Below are 14,404 nucleotides of genomic sequence, written 5' to 3'. Positions count from 1 at the left end.
AGCCTCGGCCGTTCGGCCGATCCCGCCGACGACGGCTGCGCATACGGTGATCTCCATGAGATTCACGTGGGCCCGGGGCTGGGCGCGAGGTGCCGCGGTGGGCGCCCTGCTCGCGGTGTCGGTCGTCGATCTGCAGGTCGCGACCGACGTGCGCTACAGCGTCTGGCGCGCGGCGGCCGTCCTGGTGGTCGGCCTGGCCGCCGTGCTGTGGCCGGCCGCACGGCGGCCCGGGTGGCTCACCCCGCAGCTGCGCACCGCCGTACCCGCCCTCCTCTCCCTCCTGTACACGGGGGCTTCGATCCTGCAGCGCCGGGACGCTCCGTTCGGCCCGGGCGAGATCGCCGTCCTGCTGTGCCTGCTGTTCATCGCCGTACGGCACTGCCCGCCGCGCTGGGCCATGGCCTGCGGCGTACTGGACGCGGGCGCCCTGCTCGCCACGCCGCTGCGGTACTTCCGGTCGCTGCCGGACGAGGCGACGGCCTACTTCATGGTGGGCGTGGTCCTGGTCGGACTCACCACCGGACTCGCGGCCTACCTGCGCTCGCTTGACTACCGCCGTACCGTCGCCGTCGCCGAGACGCGCCGGGAGGAGCGCGTGGCGATCGCCGCCGATCTGCACGACTTCGTCGCCCACCACGTCACCGGCATCCTCGTGCAGACCCAGATGGCCCGCATGATGGCGGCCGCGACCGCCGGCACTGCCGCGGCCACCCGGCCGGCGGAGGACCTGGACCCCGTCCTGGCCGGTATCGAACGCGCCGCCACGGAGGCGCTCGCGTCGATGCGCCGCACGGTGGGCGTGCTGCGCGACACCACCACGGAGGAGGCCGACCGGCGCCCCGTCGGTGACCTGGCCGCCATCACCGAACTGATCGAGGGTTTCGCGAGCCCGGTCCAGAAGGTCACCCTGCACCGGGACGCCGCCGTGTCGGCGGACCTGCCTCACGAAGTGCAGGCGGCCGCCTTCCGTGTCGTCCAGGAAGCGCTGACCAACGTACGACGTCACGCCGCCGACGCCACCGAGATCACCGTAGGCCTGCGCCACACCGGCGACGGCAGTCTGGCGGTGACAGTGTCCGACGACGGCCGCGGCGGCACCCAGCTCCCCGCCGCGGCGCACGGCGGCGGCTTCGGCCTCGTCGGCCTGAGCGAACGCGTCACCGCGCTGGGCGGCGAACTGCACGCGGGACCCAGGACCGGCCACGGCTGGGAGCTCCGGGCCCTGTTCCCGGCGAGGGGACTCTGAGCTACGAGTACCCATCCATCGGATGACCGGGGTGAGAGCCGGCGGGTCGTCCGTCAGCCCGCGCGTGGGTCGACGTGGATCTTGGGGCCCGGGCCGGCGCCGGCCGGGCGCTCGCCGGCGAGGACGGGGCCGGCCTGTTCCAGGGTGACGGTCGCGGCGACGAGTGGCCTGGGGTCGACCGATCCGTCGGCGTACGCCCGGACGGTGGCGTCGAGGCCGGGGGAGGCGGAGAGGATGCCTACCGCGGTGACGTCCTTGAGGACGAGTGCGCGGGTGTCGATCCGGCTGGGCCCGCCGGCCAGTCCGATGTACACGACGCGGCCGGCCGGCTCGACCAACTCCAAGGCCAGGGCGGGCAGTTGGGCGGCGTTCGTGGCGTCCACGACAGCGTCGAACGGCAGATCCGGGATGGACTCGTCCGTGTACACGTGCGCGAAGCCCAGATCGCGGGCGAAGGCGAGGGAGCTTTCGGTGCGGCCCATCAGGTGCACCTCCGCACCGGCGGCGCGGAGGAACATAGCGGCCAGCAGCCCGATGGTGCCAGGACCGAGCACCAGCGCCCGGTCCCCGGGTCGCGGGGCAGCGGCCCGCGCGGCGCGCAGGGCGTTGCCGCCGGGCTCCACCAGTGCGCCGAGGACGGCGTCGACGGAGTCGGGCAGGACGTGCAACGAGGAGGCCGGTGTCGCGAGTTGCTCGGCCAGGGCGCCGGGCCGTTCCCCGCGAACGCCGACCTCCTGCCGCTTCTCGCAGACGTGCTGGTCGCCCCGTCGGCAGCGGCGGCAGGTGCCGCAGCCGAGCATGGTGTCGCCCATGACGCGCCGGCCGAACCAGGCGGGGTCGACACCGTCGCCGACCGCCGCCACGCGACCGGCCCACTCGTGGCCCAGTCGCATCGGGTAGGCGGAGTGTCCCTGGTGGAGGTAGGCCATGTCACCGGTGAAGAACTCGACGTCGGTGCCGCACACGCCGACCCGCTCGACGTCGACGACGACTTCGCCGGGGGCGGCCACCGGCGCCGGGACCTCCCGCACCGCGTACCTGCCGGGAGCCGTCAGCACGAACGCGCGCATGGAACGGATGCTCACCGTGGCCCGAGCACGTGCTGCCGTTGCGTACCGAGGTGTCGGATGCCCAGTTCCATCACGTCGCCGGGCCGCAGCCACACCGGTGGGGTGAAGCCCATGCCGACGCCGGGCGGAGTGCCCGTGTTGATCAGGTCGCCGGGCTCCAGGACCAGGAACTGGCTCAGATAGTGCACGATGAAGTACGGGTCGAAGACCATCGTCTTGGTGCTGCCGTTCTGGCGGCGGACCCCGTTCACGTCCAGCCACATGTCCAGTGCGAGGACGTCGTCGATCTCGTCGGTGGTGGCCAGCCACGGACCCGCGGGGTTGAAGGTCTCGGCCGACTTGCCCTTGGCCCACTGCCCGCCGCGTTCCATCTGGAAGGCGCGCTCGCTGACGTCGTTGACGACCACGTAGCCGGCGATGGCTTCGCGGGCCTCCTCCACCGAGTCCAGGTAGCTGGTGCGCCGGCCGATCACGATGCCGAGCTCGACCTCCCAGTCGGGCTTGGTGGAGCCGCGCGGGATGCGTACGTCGTCGTTGGGTCCGACGAGGGTGTTGGGCGACTTGGTGAACAGGATCGGCTCGTCGGGCACGGGCAGCCCGGTCTCGGCCGCGTGGTCGCGGTAGTTGAGCCCGATGCACAGGATCTGGTGCGGGCGGGCGATGGGCGCGCCGACGCGTTCCCCGGCGAAGCGGGACACCTGGCCCGCGGTCACCCGCTCGGTCACGACCGGGCGGACGCGGTCGATGCCGCCCGAGCCGAAGAACGCCTCGTCGAAGTCCGTGACGAGGTCGGAGAGGTCGACGTACGTCTCGTCGTCGATGCGGGCGACGGGCTTCTCGGCGCCGGGGGTGCCTATGCGCATGAGGTACACGGGTTCAGTCTCCAGTGGTGGGCCGGCGGGACAGGAGGGATCGGGTCCGAACGGGATCAGGTGGGTCAGGCGGACCGGGCGAGCACGGTGGCGCGGCGGGCACACCCGCGTAGCGGCGTCGCTCCGCTCAGTGGTGCGGCTCTCCCAGGGCTCCGAGCCGCGCGCGGATCTCGTCGACCGCGTCGACCAGGGTGCGCAGGGGAGTCCGGTAGGTCAGGGCGCTGATGCTCACGGCGCCGGAGGGGGCGGCCGGTGAGGTGGCGTAGACGGGCAGGGCGAGGCAGCTGACTCCGGTCTCGTTCTCCTGGTCGTCGAGGGCATAGCCGCGTTCACGGGTGGCCCGCAGCTCCTGGTACAGGTCGGCGGCCGTGCACAGGGTGTGCGGTGTGCGGCGTACCAGGGACATGCCGCCGATCCACGCCTCGACCTCGTCGAGGGTGTCCAACCGGTGGGCGAGCAGCAGCTTTCCGACGCCGGTGGCGTGGGCGGGGTTGCGGCCGCCGACCGTCGAGGTCAGCCGGACGGCGCCGGTGGGCGGGTCGACCTTGGCGCGGTAGACGACCTCCCGGCCGTCGAGGACCGCGTAGTGCGCGCTCTCGCCGAACCGGGCGGCCAGCCCTTCGAGTACGGGGCGGATGCGGACGTGCTCGGGGCGGGCCTCGTGGTGGGCGAAGGCCATCCGGAGGAACTCGTCGCCCAGTACGTACCGGCCGCGGGCGTCCTGGTCGGCCAGGCCTGCCCGGCGCAGCGCCCCCAGGGCCCGGTGCACCGTCGGCTTGGGGCTGCCGATCACCCGGGTCAGCTCATCCAGCCCCGCTCCCTCGGGATGGCCCGCGAGTTCCTTGAGGACGGCGAGTACCCGGTCCGAGCCCACAAGTCGGTTGCTGTCAGCGCCTGTTGGGCTGTCCTCGCCGGGGTCTGTTGATCCGTCGAACGTCTGCGTATGCTTCATGGCGTTCCAAATATTAGACCGTCGTATCGGTTATTGGAAGGAACTCAAGGGTGAGTCTCCGGAGCGCACAGTGGTACGAGGGCCAGGACCGCAACGCCTACATCCATCGGGCGTGGATGCGCCGGGGCGTGCCGGGAGACGCCTTCACCGGCCGGCCGCAGATCGCCATCGCCAACACCGCCTCGGACCTGACGCCCTGCAACGCGCATCTGAACGAGGTGGCGGCGTCCGTCCGCAACGGCGTGTACGAGGCCGGCGGCATCCCGCTGGACCTGCCCGTGGTGTCGCTGGGCGAGACGCAGGTGCGGCCCACGGCGATGCTCTGGCGCAACATGGCGGCGATGGCCACGGAGGAGATGCTCCGGGCCAATCCCGTCGACGGCGTCGTTCTGCTGGGCGGCTGCGACAAGACGATCCCGTCGCTGCTCATGGCCGCCGCTTCGGTGGACCTGCCCGCCGTCGTGGTGCCGGGCGGGCCGATGCTGACGGGGACCTTCCGGGGCGCGCCGCTGGGCTGCGGCACCGACGTGTGGCGGCTGTCGGAGGAGGTGCGGGCCGGGACGCTCTCCCAGGAGCAGTTCACCCGCTCCGAGTCGTCGATGATCCGCAGCCGCGGACACTGCAACACCATGGGGACCGCCTCGACGATGGCGCTGGTGGCGGAGGCCCTGGGCACGGTCGTCCCCGGTGTGGCCGGCACCCCCGCCCCAGACAGCCGCCTGCTGGAGGCCGCCCACGGCACCGGCCGGCTGGCGGTGGAGATGGTCTCCGCCGACCGGCGCCCGGGCACCTTCCTCACCAAGGCGTCCTTCCACAACGCGATCGTGGCGCTGGCCGCCGTCGGCGGTTCGACCAACGCGGTCGTCCACCTGACGGCCATCGCCGGCCGCCTCGGGGTCGACCTGTCACTCGACGACTTCGACCGCATCGGCTCCCGCGTGCCGGTCCTCGTGGACCTCCTGCCGGCCGGCCGTTTCCTCATGGACGACTTCCACCGCGCCGGAGGCCTGCTCGCCGTCCTGCGAGAGGTCCGTGACCTGCTGGACCCCGACGCGCTGACCGTCACCGGCAAACCGCTGGTGGACTGCCTCGACGACGCCCCGATCTGGGACTCCGAGGTCATCCGAACCCGCACGAATCCGCTGGTCGCGGAGGGCGGCATCGCCGTCCTGCGGGGCAACCTCGCACCGGACGGGGCGCTCATCAAGCCCGCGGCGGCCTCACCGCACCTGCTGCGACACCGTGGCCGGGCGGTCGTGTTCGACAGCATCGAGGACTTCCACGCCCGCATCGACGACCCGGAGCTGGACGTCGACGCCGACTCCGTCCTCGTACTGCGCGGCTGCGGGCCCAAGGGCTACCCGGGCATGCCCGAGGTGGCGAACATGCCGCTGCCGACGAAGCTTCTCGAACAGGGTGTCCGCGACATGGTCCGCGTCTGCGACGGCCGGATGAGCGGCACCGCCTACGGCACTGTCGTCCTGCACGTGGCACCGGAGGCGGCGGCCGGCGGCCCGCTCGCGCTCGCGCGCACGGGGGACTTCATCAGCCTCGACGTCGAAGCCCGCCGCATCGACCTCGACGTGCCGGCCGACGAACTCGCCCGCAGGATCCCGAACGAGGCCACCGTCACCGGATTCGCGAACCCCCGGCGCGGCTGGGAACGCCTCTACGTCGACCACGTCCAGCAGGCCGACACCGGCGCCGACCTGGACTTCCTCGTCGGTTCCAGCGGCTCGGAGGTCAGCCGTGAATCCCACTGACTCCCGAGGACAGGCATGACGGCCACCAGGTCGGCCCTCGTCACCGGAGGCGCCGGCGGACTCGGCGCGGCCACCGCCGAACGGCTCAGGGCCGACGGACTGAAGGTGATCACACTCGACCTCGCCGGAGCCGACATCCGCGCGGACGTGACGGACGAACAGGCACTGCGCCGGGTAGCCGAAGAGGTCGGTCCCGTGGACGTACTGGTCAACTCGGCCGGCATCGTCGGACCGAACAAGCCGCTGGTCGAGACCACGTCGGAGGAATGGCGCCGCGTCCTCGACACCAACGTCCTGGGCACCGTGAACACCATGCGGACGTTCGTCCCCGGCATGCGCGACCGCGGCTGGGGCCGGGTGGTCAACTTCGCCAGCATGGCGGGCAAGGACGGCAACCCCGACCTGTCGGTCTACTCCGCGTCCAAGGCCGCCGTGATCGCCCTCACCAAGTCCGCGGGCAAGGAACTCGCCACCACCGGCGTCCTGGTCAACGTCATCGCCCCCGCCGTCATCGCCACCCCCATGAACGCGAGCACGGCCCCCGACGTGCTGGCCCACATTACCGGCCTCATCCCGATGAACCGGGTCGGCCGTCCGGAGGAGGTGGCCGAGCTGGTCGCGTTCCTGGCTTCCGATCGGGTCAGCTTCTCCACCGGAGCCGTCTATGACATCAGCGGCGGAAGGGCGACGTACTGACGGGCGGGGCGCGCCCGCCGGTTGCGTTTGGCTCCAAACGGTATGGTGAAGGTGTGCCGCCCGCCATGCCGACCAATGGAGAACCCACGTGCGTGCTCTAGTCATACGCCATGACCACGCGTCGCTGCTGGGCCCGATCGGTGACCGCCTCGCTGAACTCGGCTACGCACTCGATGAGTTGACCGTCGTGCCCGCGGAGCATCACCACGCCCCCGGCGTGGATTTCACCTTCCCCGACCCCGCCGGGTACGAACTGCTGGTGCTGCTCGGTGCCCCGTGGTCCGTCTACGACCGGGCCGTGATCGGCCCGTGGGTCGACCGCGAACTGGTCCTGCTGCGGGACGCCTTCGCCGCGGACGTCCCCGTGCTCGGCATCTGCTTCGGGGCCCAGGCGCTGGCCGCCGCGCTCGGCGGGGCCGTGGAGCGTGCCCCGCGTCCCGAGATCGGCTGGTCGACGGTCGAGTCGGACGCGCCCGGGCTGATCGCCCGGGGGCCGTGGTTCCAGTGGCACTTCGACCGGTTCGTGCTCCCGCCCGGCGCCGTCGAGCTGGCTCGCGGCCCGGTCGGTCCGCAGGCGTTCCGGATCGGGCGGGCGCTCGGTGTGCAGTTCCACCCCGAGCTCACCGAGGAGACGCTCCTGCAGTGGCTCGACCTCGGCGGCCGCCGCCAGGCCGAGGAGTTCGGAGTGGACCCCGACCGGCTGATCGCCGAGACGCGTGCCCTCCGCGAGGAGTCCCGGCAGCGGGCGTACGGCCTGGTCGACGGGTTCCTCGCACAGGTGGTTCGGGGTGGGTCGGGCGAGGCCGGAGAGCCGGAGAGCCGGAGACCGGCGCCGCGGTGCCGTTGACATCCGTGCCCGGCGAGATCGAGATGTCGGGCTCCGAATCCTCCTAGCGCACGGGCTCTAGAACTGTCCGGTGTGGCCCTCGGCGAAGTGCCGGACGCTGTCCGGGGCGGGGCGGAGCAGGCCGTCGCGGACCGCGAGGGCGGTGGCTTCGGAGCGGGAGGAGCAGCCGGTCTTGCGGAGCATGTGCTCGATGTGGCTGTGGACGGTGCGCGGGGAGAGGAACAGGTGCCCGGCGATGGCCTGATTGGTGTGGCCCATGGCGGCCCGGGTGAGGACGTCCAGCTCACGGGGGCTGAGGCCGTAGGGCAGCGGGGTGGGTCGGGCGTGGACCAGAACGGCAGGGTGGGGGAGGGTAGTTGGGAAGCCGAGGGCGTGACGGGCGAGGCCGACGCGGTACCAGTCACGGCCGACGGGCCAGAGCAGTCGCAGCCGGTGTCCGCCGGAAGCGTCGAACTCCCGCACCAGGCAGTCGAACGCCGCGTCGTCCAGAACCGCCGGTCGGTCCCGGCCGGGCAGGGCGAGGACGCCGTCCGGGGTGACGAGGGCCGCCGACGCGTCGTCGGGCAGGTCGGGATGATCGCTGATCCGGGCGGTGGGGTCGGCGAGGGCGGCCAGGGCGGGGATCACGGAGGCGAGGAGGTGGCGGGCCTCGCGGGTGAAGACGCCGGGGCGTTCGGCGGCGAGATGGATCATGCCGACGTAGCGGCCGTGGTGGTGGAGGGCGCCGCTCATGGCGTCGCGGAAGCCGGCGGGACGGACATGCTCCTCGTAGAACCGGCTGTGGCGGTACGGCTGTCCGGCCTCGTCGGAGATGGACGGCGGCAGCGGCTCGGCGAGCACCTTGCGGTACGAGGGCGTGCCGACGAAGGTCTCGGTCAGCGACCGGGCGGTGTCGTCGGCGTCCGTGCCGCCTCCCGCGCCGGCGACGCGGACATGGGCGCCGCTGAACGGGTCGAGGGCGGTGAGCGTCGAGGCGTCGTTCGGCAGGGCGCTCGTCAGCAGCCGCAGGGCTTCGGCGCCGGCCGACGCGGTGTCGCGCTCGCGCGTGAGCATGCCGATGCGGGTGGCCGCCTCGATCTGGTGGTGGCTGAGCATCCTCGCCTCCTGTGGGGCGGGCGAGCGGCTGGAATCGTTTGGTCCCTAACGTAAAGGGCTCGCGGTAATCCGGACAAGAGGTTCACCCTCCTGTAACCGGATGGTGTCGCCACCGACCGGGGTCCGTATTTGTACGGATGGTGGGCCACCGGCGTCCGGGGCTTTGCTGTTCGCCACACCGCTGCTGTGGCGGCACCCCGATGAGAGGCCCCGTCATGAGAGACCTGCCCCTTGCGTCCCGCGGATCTGGACCTGGACCTGGACCGGGTGCGTCCCGTAGAAACTTCCTCGCACTGTCCGGTGGTCTGACCGCCGCGGCCGCGCTGAGTGCCTGCGGCGCGCCGAGCAGTACCGCCTCGTCGTCCGCGACCCGCTCCGCCGCGGCCAAGAGCCTGTCGAAGATCGGCCTGGACTATCCCTTCACCCAGCTTCCGCTGTACACGACGCTGGTCAAGCTCTCCACGGCCGGCGCGAAGAAGCACGGCGTCGGCCTGGTCACCACCAGCGACCAGAGCAGCCCCGACACCCAGGCGTCGAACCTCAACGCGTGGATCGCTCAGAGGGTCCCGGCGATCGTGTCGTTCCCGATGGTCTTCGAGGCCACCGAGAAGATCGCCGAGAACGCACTCGACGCCGGGCTGATCTGGGTGACGTACGGAGGTTCGCTGACGAACCAGAGCGCGGACATCCAGTTCAGCTTCGTCGAGGGCGGCAGACTGCTCGGCCGGGCCGCGGCCGAGTGGGCCAACGAGACGCTGGGCGGCAAGGGCAAGATCGCCTTCCTGACCGACAGCGCGATCCAGCTCGGCCGCGACCGTACGAAGGGCATGATCGACGCGTTCACCGAGCTCGCCCCGGGCGTGGACGTGGTCGCCCAGGAGCAGGCCATCGACCCGGACACCGGCCTGTCCAAGTCCAACGCGATCCTGGCCAAGCACCGCGACCTCAACATCATCCTGGGCGTCACCGACGCCGCCGCCTACGGCGGGTTCAAGGCGCTCCAGCAGGCGGGCCGGGCAAGGGCCGACGCCAGGACCTTCGTCGGCGGCCAGGACGGGTCGGCGCCGTCGCTCATCGCCATCAAGCAGGGCACCTTCTACCGAGCGTCGTCCGCGCTCGCCCCGAAGGACATCGCGGCGGCGATCGTGGACGTACCGCTGGCGGTGGCGGCCGGCAAGGCGAAGCCGAGCGTGAACGTGCCCGTCACGCTGGTCCGCGAGGCCGACGGCGCGAAGATCGACGCGCTGCTGGCGCAGAACGCGTAGGCGGCCGCGATGACCCTGCGCATCAGCGGGCTCGCCAAGTCCTTCGGCGGCGCCAAAGCCCTGGACGGAGTGGACCTGACCGTGCCGGCCGGGCAGGTGCACGCCCTGCTCGGGCACAACGGTGCCGGGAAGTCGACCCTCATCAAGTGCCTGGGCGGCGCCTACGCCCCCGACGCGGGCACCATCGAGGTGAGCGGCGCCGTGCACACCCGGCTGAGCCCGCGCGAGTCCATCGCGGCCGGCGTCGCGATCATCTTCCAGACCCTGAGCGTCGTCGAGCCGCTCACCGTCGCCGAGAACATCTTCCTGGGCCAGGAGTGGACCCGCCGCTCCCGGCTGGGCGCGGTCGACCGGCGGGCGCAGGAGCAGGTCGCCGCCGGGCTGCTTGAACGGGTCGCCGCGAGCTGCTCGCCCCGTGACAGGGTCGGCGATCTGCCCATGGGACAGCGGCAGTTGGTCGAGATCGCGAAGGCGCTCAGCCGCAGCGCCGCCGTCCTCGTACTCGACGAGCCCACCGCCGCGCTCTCCAGCACCGAGAGCGACGCCCTCGCCGCACGCGTCGAGGATCTGCGGACACAGGGCCTGGCCATCGTGTACGTCACCCATCTGCTGTCCGAGGTCGAACGGCTGGCGGACGCCCTGACCGTCCTGCGCGACGGCCGCGTCAGCTACCACTCGTCCATGTCCGGCCACACCCGCCGGCAACTCGTCGACACGATCGCCGGGGCGACGGCCGCGCCTGCGGCGGCGGGTTCGCCCGCGGATGCTTCAGTGGGGGCGGCGCCGACTTCTCCGGACTCGGCCTTCGGCGCCCCTACTTCCCCGGTTTCCACCGTTTCCCTCGCTTCCTCCACTTCCTCCGCTTCGGCCGCTCCGAAGGCGGATCCCGCCGCCTCTGCCGCAGTCTCCGTCGGCTCCGCCGTGTCGGCCGGTGTCGACGCGGCCCCCGCCGGTGAGGCGCCCCGGCCCGGCGCGGTCGTCGGCGGCCCGCCGGTCCTCGCGGTCGACGCCCTTACCGGGCCCGGCTTCGGGCCGGTCGATGTCGGTGTCGCCGGAGGCGAGATCGTCGGGCTCTACGGGCTCATCGGCTCCGGTCGTACGCGGCTGCTGGAGACCCTTTTCGGCCGCCGCCCCCGCACCGGTGGCACCGTACGCGTCGCGGACCGTGCCGTCGTCACCCGGAGCCCCGCTGAAGCTCTCGCCGCCGGCATCGCGTTGGTACCCGGCGATCGCCGCGCACAGGGTGTCTTCGCGGGGCTCAGCGCTCAGGACAATGCGCTGCTGCCCACCGTCTCCGCACTCGCCCGGTGGGGCGTACGGTCCCGCCGGGACGAGCGCCGCGTCTTCGCCGACCTCGCGGGGTCGGTCGGCCTGCGACCGTTCGCGCCTCGGCTGCCCGCCGCGGCCTACTCCGGCGGCAACCAGCAGAAGCTGGTCCTCGGCCGCTGGGTCAACGCCTCGCGCACACCGTCGGTCCTGCTGCTCGACGAGCCGACCCAGGGCGTCGATGTCGGCTCCCGTCAGGAGATCTACCGCGTCATCAACCGGCTCGCGGCCGAGCGGCGGACGGCGGTGCTCTTCGCCTCCTCCGACCCCGAGGAGATCGTCGCCCTCGCGCACCGCTGCCTCGTCGTCGCCGGAGGAAGGGTCGTCGGCGAGCTGGCGGGGGCCGAACTGACGGAGGAGGCGCTGCTGTCGGCGGTGCACGAGAGCCCCGCGGGCGGCGAGTCCGCCGAACAGCTGCGTACCGACCCATGCCCCGACGCACGTGCCGACACCCACGCCACCGGTTCCGCCGAAGGAGCAGCGCCATGACCATCGCCGAACAGGCCGAACACGTCAAACGGGCCGACGGGGCAGACAGGGCAGACGGGTTCGGCCGCGTCGGGCAGACCACCCTCCCGAGCTCCCGCTCGCTCGTCGGCACCGCGCTGGCCGGAGTGCGGCGGAACCCGCTGCTGCCTGTGCTCGTTCTCATGGTCGTGGTTTTCCAGTCGGCGACGGGCAGCTTTCTGGACGCGGGGAACCTGCGCGGGATCGCCACCGACGCCGCCACGATCGCGATCGTCGCCGTGCCGCTGGCCCTGCTCGTCATCAGCGGCTACCTCGACCTGTCGGTCGGCTCCAGCCTCGCCCTCGGCGCCCTGGTCGCCGGGCAGTTGGCGGGCACCCACCACCAGCCGCTCGCCGTGTCGGTGCTGGGTGCGCTGGCGGCCGGGGCGGTGGTGGGCGCCGTCAACGGCATCCTGTGCTGCTACCTCGGACTGTCGGCGTTCATCGTCACCCTCGGCATGCTCACCGCCGTGCGCGGCGTGGCCCAGCAGCTCTTCCCGCTGCCGCTGAGCAACTTCGGCGACGGGTACGCCTGGCTGGGCGGGGCCACGCTCGCCGGGATCGCGGCGCCAGTCGTCATCGCAACCCTGGTGCTGCTGGCGGGGGCGGCGTTCCTGGCGTTCGCGCCGGGCGGGCGGCATCTGTTCGCGATCGGGGTCAACCGGGAGGCCGCGTATCTGTCCGGGATCAACATCCGCCGTACGCCGTTCGCGCTCTTCGTGCTCACCGCGGCCGCGGCCGCGCTCGCCGGCGCCATCCGGGCATCGGTGCTGGACAGCGCCTCGGCCGGGACCTCCGGAGCCGGTTTCGAACTGACGGTACTCACCGCCGTGCTGCTCGGCGGGGTGGCCCTGACCGGCGGCTCCGGGTCGGTCTTCGGGGTGCTGCTCGGCGTGCTGTTCCTGGGCTGCCTGCAGAACGGGCTGACCCTGCTCAGCGTGCCGACCTTCTGGCAGCAGATCGCCCAGGGCACCTCGCTGGTCATCGGCGCCGCGCTCGCCTACTTCGGTCCCCGGCTGAACCGGGCCTGATCACTACCGAGTCACCACTGAGTCACTACTGAGAAAGGTTTCAGACAGTGAACGCCACGGACAACCGTACGGACAGCGGTACGGACACGACTCCGTCCCGCGCCCCTGCCCCCACCCCCACGCTCATCCTCACGGGCGGCCAAGTCCTGACCGTAGACGCGGACTTCACGGTCGCCGAGGCCGTGGCCGTCCGCGGGCGGGAGATCACCGCCGTCGGCACGGCCGCCGAGATCGCCGCGCTCGCCGGGCCGTCGACCCGAGTGGTCGACCTGGCGGGGCGGACCGTCCTGCCGGGCATCAACGACTCGCATCTGCACGGAGCCGCGTACGCGATGACCAAGCCGCCGTTCGCGATCGACGTGGGCCATCCGGCCGTGCGGTCCATCGCGGACATCGCCGAGGCCGTACGGAAGGCGGCCGAAGCGGCGGGCCCGGGGGAGTGGGTCATCGGGCTGGGATGGGACCCGGGCTATCTGGCGGAGTGCCTGGCCGAACCGGGCCGTATGCCGAGCCGCTCGGACCTGGACCGGGCCGCGCCGGAGAACCCGGTGTGCCTGACCGACTTCTCGTCGCACATGGTGTGGGCCAACAGCGCCGCCCTGCGCGCCGCCGGGGTCGACCGGGCGACCGAGCCGCCTCCTGGCGGGGTGATCGACAGGGACCCGGACGGCGAACCGACCGGCATCCTGCGGGAGGCGGCCCAGCGCTTCGTCCAGGCGCTGCTGCCGTCGCCGACGGTCGCGCAGCGCCGCGAGGCGATCCGTGCGCTGGTCTCGGACCTGCACGAGCGCGGCATCACCAGTTACACCGAGCCGGGCCTCGGCACCGCCGGTTCCGACACCCTCTTCGGCGGGCTGAGCGCCGACAACCTCACCGCCTACGCCGAACTGACCGCCGAGGGCGCGCTGCGGGCCCGGGTCAGCGTGCTGCTGCTCCCCGCCGCGATGGGCGGCTCCGCCGCCGACGTACGCAAGGGTCTGGACGGGCTCCAGGTGCCGAGGTCGGCGGACGAGCGGCGGCTGCGCGTGATCGGCGTCAAGATCTTCGGCGACGGTGTGCCGCCGAACCGCACCGCGTGGATGAGCGAGCCGTACCCCGAGGGCGGCCACGGCGCGCTGTGCGTCCACGGCGGCACGCCCGCGCTCCAGGCGGACGAGCTGCGCGAGATGATCCGTATCGCGCACGAGGCGGGCTATCAGCTCGGCGTGCACGTCACCGGCGACCGGGCCATCGACACCGTCGTGGACGCCTTCGCCGCCGCGCACGAGGCCGCCCCTCGGCCCGATGCCCGGCACTACGTCATCCACGGCGACTTCATCGGTCCCGGGAGCCTGGCCAAACTCGCCGCGCACGGCTACGGGGTCAACATGAACCCCGGCATCAAGTGGACGATCTCGGACCTGATGGACCAGATCGTCGGGGAGACCCGCTCGGCCTACCAGTGGCCCGTCCGCTCCGCCGTACAGGCGGGCGTCGCCGTGTGTGCGAGCTCCGACGCCCCCATCACCGAGCCGGACTGGCGGCAGGGCGTCGCCGGCATGCTGCTCCGGGAATCCAAGGCCAGCGGCCGCCGAAGCGGCGCGGACCAGTGCGTGGGTCTCGCGGACGCGCTGCGCGCCTACACGATCAACCCGGCCCACCCTTGATGCGCTCGATCAGCGCGTCCAGAAGCTCCTCGTGGGAGGCCTCGGGATTCTCCAGGTACCACTGGGCGCCGGACGCGACCTCGCGCAG

At 72.3% G+C, this 14,404-nt stretch carries 12 protein-coding genes; 8 read left to right on the top strand and 4 right to left on the bottom strand.

All coding sequences use genetic code 11. From position 1 onward, the window contains the following. Nucleotides 1-55 precede the first annotated feature (55 nt). Nucleotides 56-1,246: a histidine kinase gene (locus AB0I18_RS43835; protein WP_363111374.1), complete on the top strand. Its 1,191-nt coding sequence runs from the start codon at nt 56-58 to the stop codon at nt 1,244-1,246. Nucleotides 1,247-1,299: 53 nt separating this feature from the next. Here the strand turns inward: AB0I18_RS43835 and AB0I18_RS43830 are convergent, their stop codons facing one another. From AB0I18_RS43830 to AB0I18_RS43820, 3 genes are all read right to left on the bottom strand, one after another. Further along, nucleotides 1,300-2,316 (bottom strand): alcohol dehydrogenase catalytic domain-containing protein, encoded by a 1,017-nt coding sequence (locus AB0I18_RS43830; protein WP_363111373.1) that lies wholly within the window; start codon nt 2,314-2,316, stop codon nt 1,300-1,302. Nucleotides 2,317-2,327: 11 nt separating this feature from the next. Beyond that, nucleotides 2,328-3,188, bottom strand: a complete 861-nt coding sequence (locus AB0I18_RS43825; protein ID WP_363111372.1) for a fumarylacetoacetate hydrolase family protein — start codon at nt 3,186-3,188, stop codon at nt 2,328-2,330. A gap of 127 nt (nt 3,189-3,315) precedes the next feature. Next, the gene (locus tag AB0I18_RS43820; protein ID WP_363111371.1) at nt 3,316-4,140 is read right to left on the bottom strand and encodes an IclR family transcriptional regulator; all 825 of its coding nucleotides are present in this window, start codon (nt 4,138-4,140) and stop codon (nt 3,316-3,318) included. A gap of 50 nt (nt 4,141-4,190) precedes the next feature. Between AB0I18_RS43820 and AB0I18_RS43815 the strand changes: the two genes are divergently transcribed. The 3 genes from AB0I18_RS43815 (at nt 4,191) to AB0I18_RS43805 (ending at nt 7,446) form a co-directional block, all read left to right on the top strand. Next, nucleotides 4,191-5,903 (top strand): IlvD/Edd family dehydratase, encoded by a 1,713-nt coding sequence (locus AB0I18_RS43815; protein ID WP_363111370.1) that lies wholly within the window; start codon nt 4,191-4,193, stop codon nt 5,901-5,903. A gap of 15 nt (nt 5,904-5,918) precedes the next feature. Continuing rightward, nucleotides 5,919-6,599 (top strand): SDR family NAD(P)-dependent oxidoreductase, encoded by a 681-nt coding sequence (locus AB0I18_RS43810; protein ID WP_363111369.1) that lies wholly within the window; start codon nt 5,919-5,921, stop codon nt 6,597-6,599. An 88-nt stretch (nt 6,600-6,687) separates the two neighbouring features. Then, on the top strand, nt 6,688-7,446 hold the full coding sequence (locus tag AB0I18_RS43805) for a gamma-glutamyl-gamma-aminobutyrate hydrolase family protein (RefSeq protein ID WP_363111368.1): 759 nt from the start codon (nt 6,688-6,690) through the stop codon (nt 7,444-7,446). Between the two features lie 57 nt (nt 7,447-7,503). On the opposite strand, the gene AB0I18_RS43800 is transcribed toward AB0I18_RS43805, so the two are convergent. Further along, on the bottom strand, nt 7,504-8,541 hold the full coding sequence (locus tag AB0I18_RS43800) for a LuxR C-terminal-related transcriptional regulator (RefSeq protein WP_363111367.1): 1,038 nt from the start codon (nt 8,539-8,541) through the stop codon (nt 7,504-7,506). 215 nt (nt 8,542-8,756) lie between these two features. Between AB0I18_RS43800 and AB0I18_RS43795 the strand changes: the two genes are divergently transcribed. The 4 genes from AB0I18_RS43795 to AB0I18_RS43780 all read left to right on the top strand — a co-directional run bounded on the left by AB0I18_RS43795 (nt 8,757) and on the right by AB0I18_RS43780 (nt 14,316). Then, nucleotides 8,757-9,806 carry a sugar ABC transporter substrate-binding protein gene (locus AB0I18_RS43795; RefSeq protein ID WP_363111366.1) on the top strand — a complete coding sequence of 350 codons (1,050 nt, stop codon included), beginning with the start codon at nt 8,757-8,759 and terminating at the stop codon, nt 9,804-9,806. Between the two features lie 9 nt (nt 9,807-9,815). After that, the gene (locus AB0I18_RS43790; protein ID WP_363111365.1) at nt 9,816-11,621 is read left to right on the top strand and encodes a sugar ABC transporter ATP-binding protein; all 1,806 of its coding nucleotides are present in this window, start codon (nt 9,816-9,818) and stop codon (nt 11,619-11,621) included. Then, nucleotides 11,618-12,670 carry an ABC transporter permease gene (locus AB0I18_RS43785; RefSeq protein WP_363111364.1) on the top strand — a complete coding sequence of 351 codons (1,053 nt, stop codon included), beginning with the start codon at nt 11,618-11,620 and terminating at the stop codon, nt 12,668-12,670. The genes AB0I18_RS43790 and AB0I18_RS43785 overlap by 4 nt, the downstream gene beginning before the upstream one ends. A gap of 125 nt (nt 12,671-12,795) precedes the next feature. Continuing rightward, complete coding sequence (locus AB0I18_RS43780) at nt 12,796-14,316, top strand: amidohydrolase (protein WP_363111389.1); 1,521 nt, start codon at nt 12,796-12,798, stop codon at nt 14,314-14,316. Nucleotides 14,317-14,404: the final 88 nt, after the last annotated feature.

Origin of the sequence: Streptomyces sp. NPDC050704 (assembly GCF_040654355.1) — a bacterium.
GTDB lineage: Bacteria > Actinomycetota > Actinomycetes > Streptomycetales > Streptomycetaceae > Streptomyces.
The sequence above is the reverse complement of the archived record's forward strand: the minus strand, read 5'-3'. Positions and strand labels throughout refer to the sequence as shown.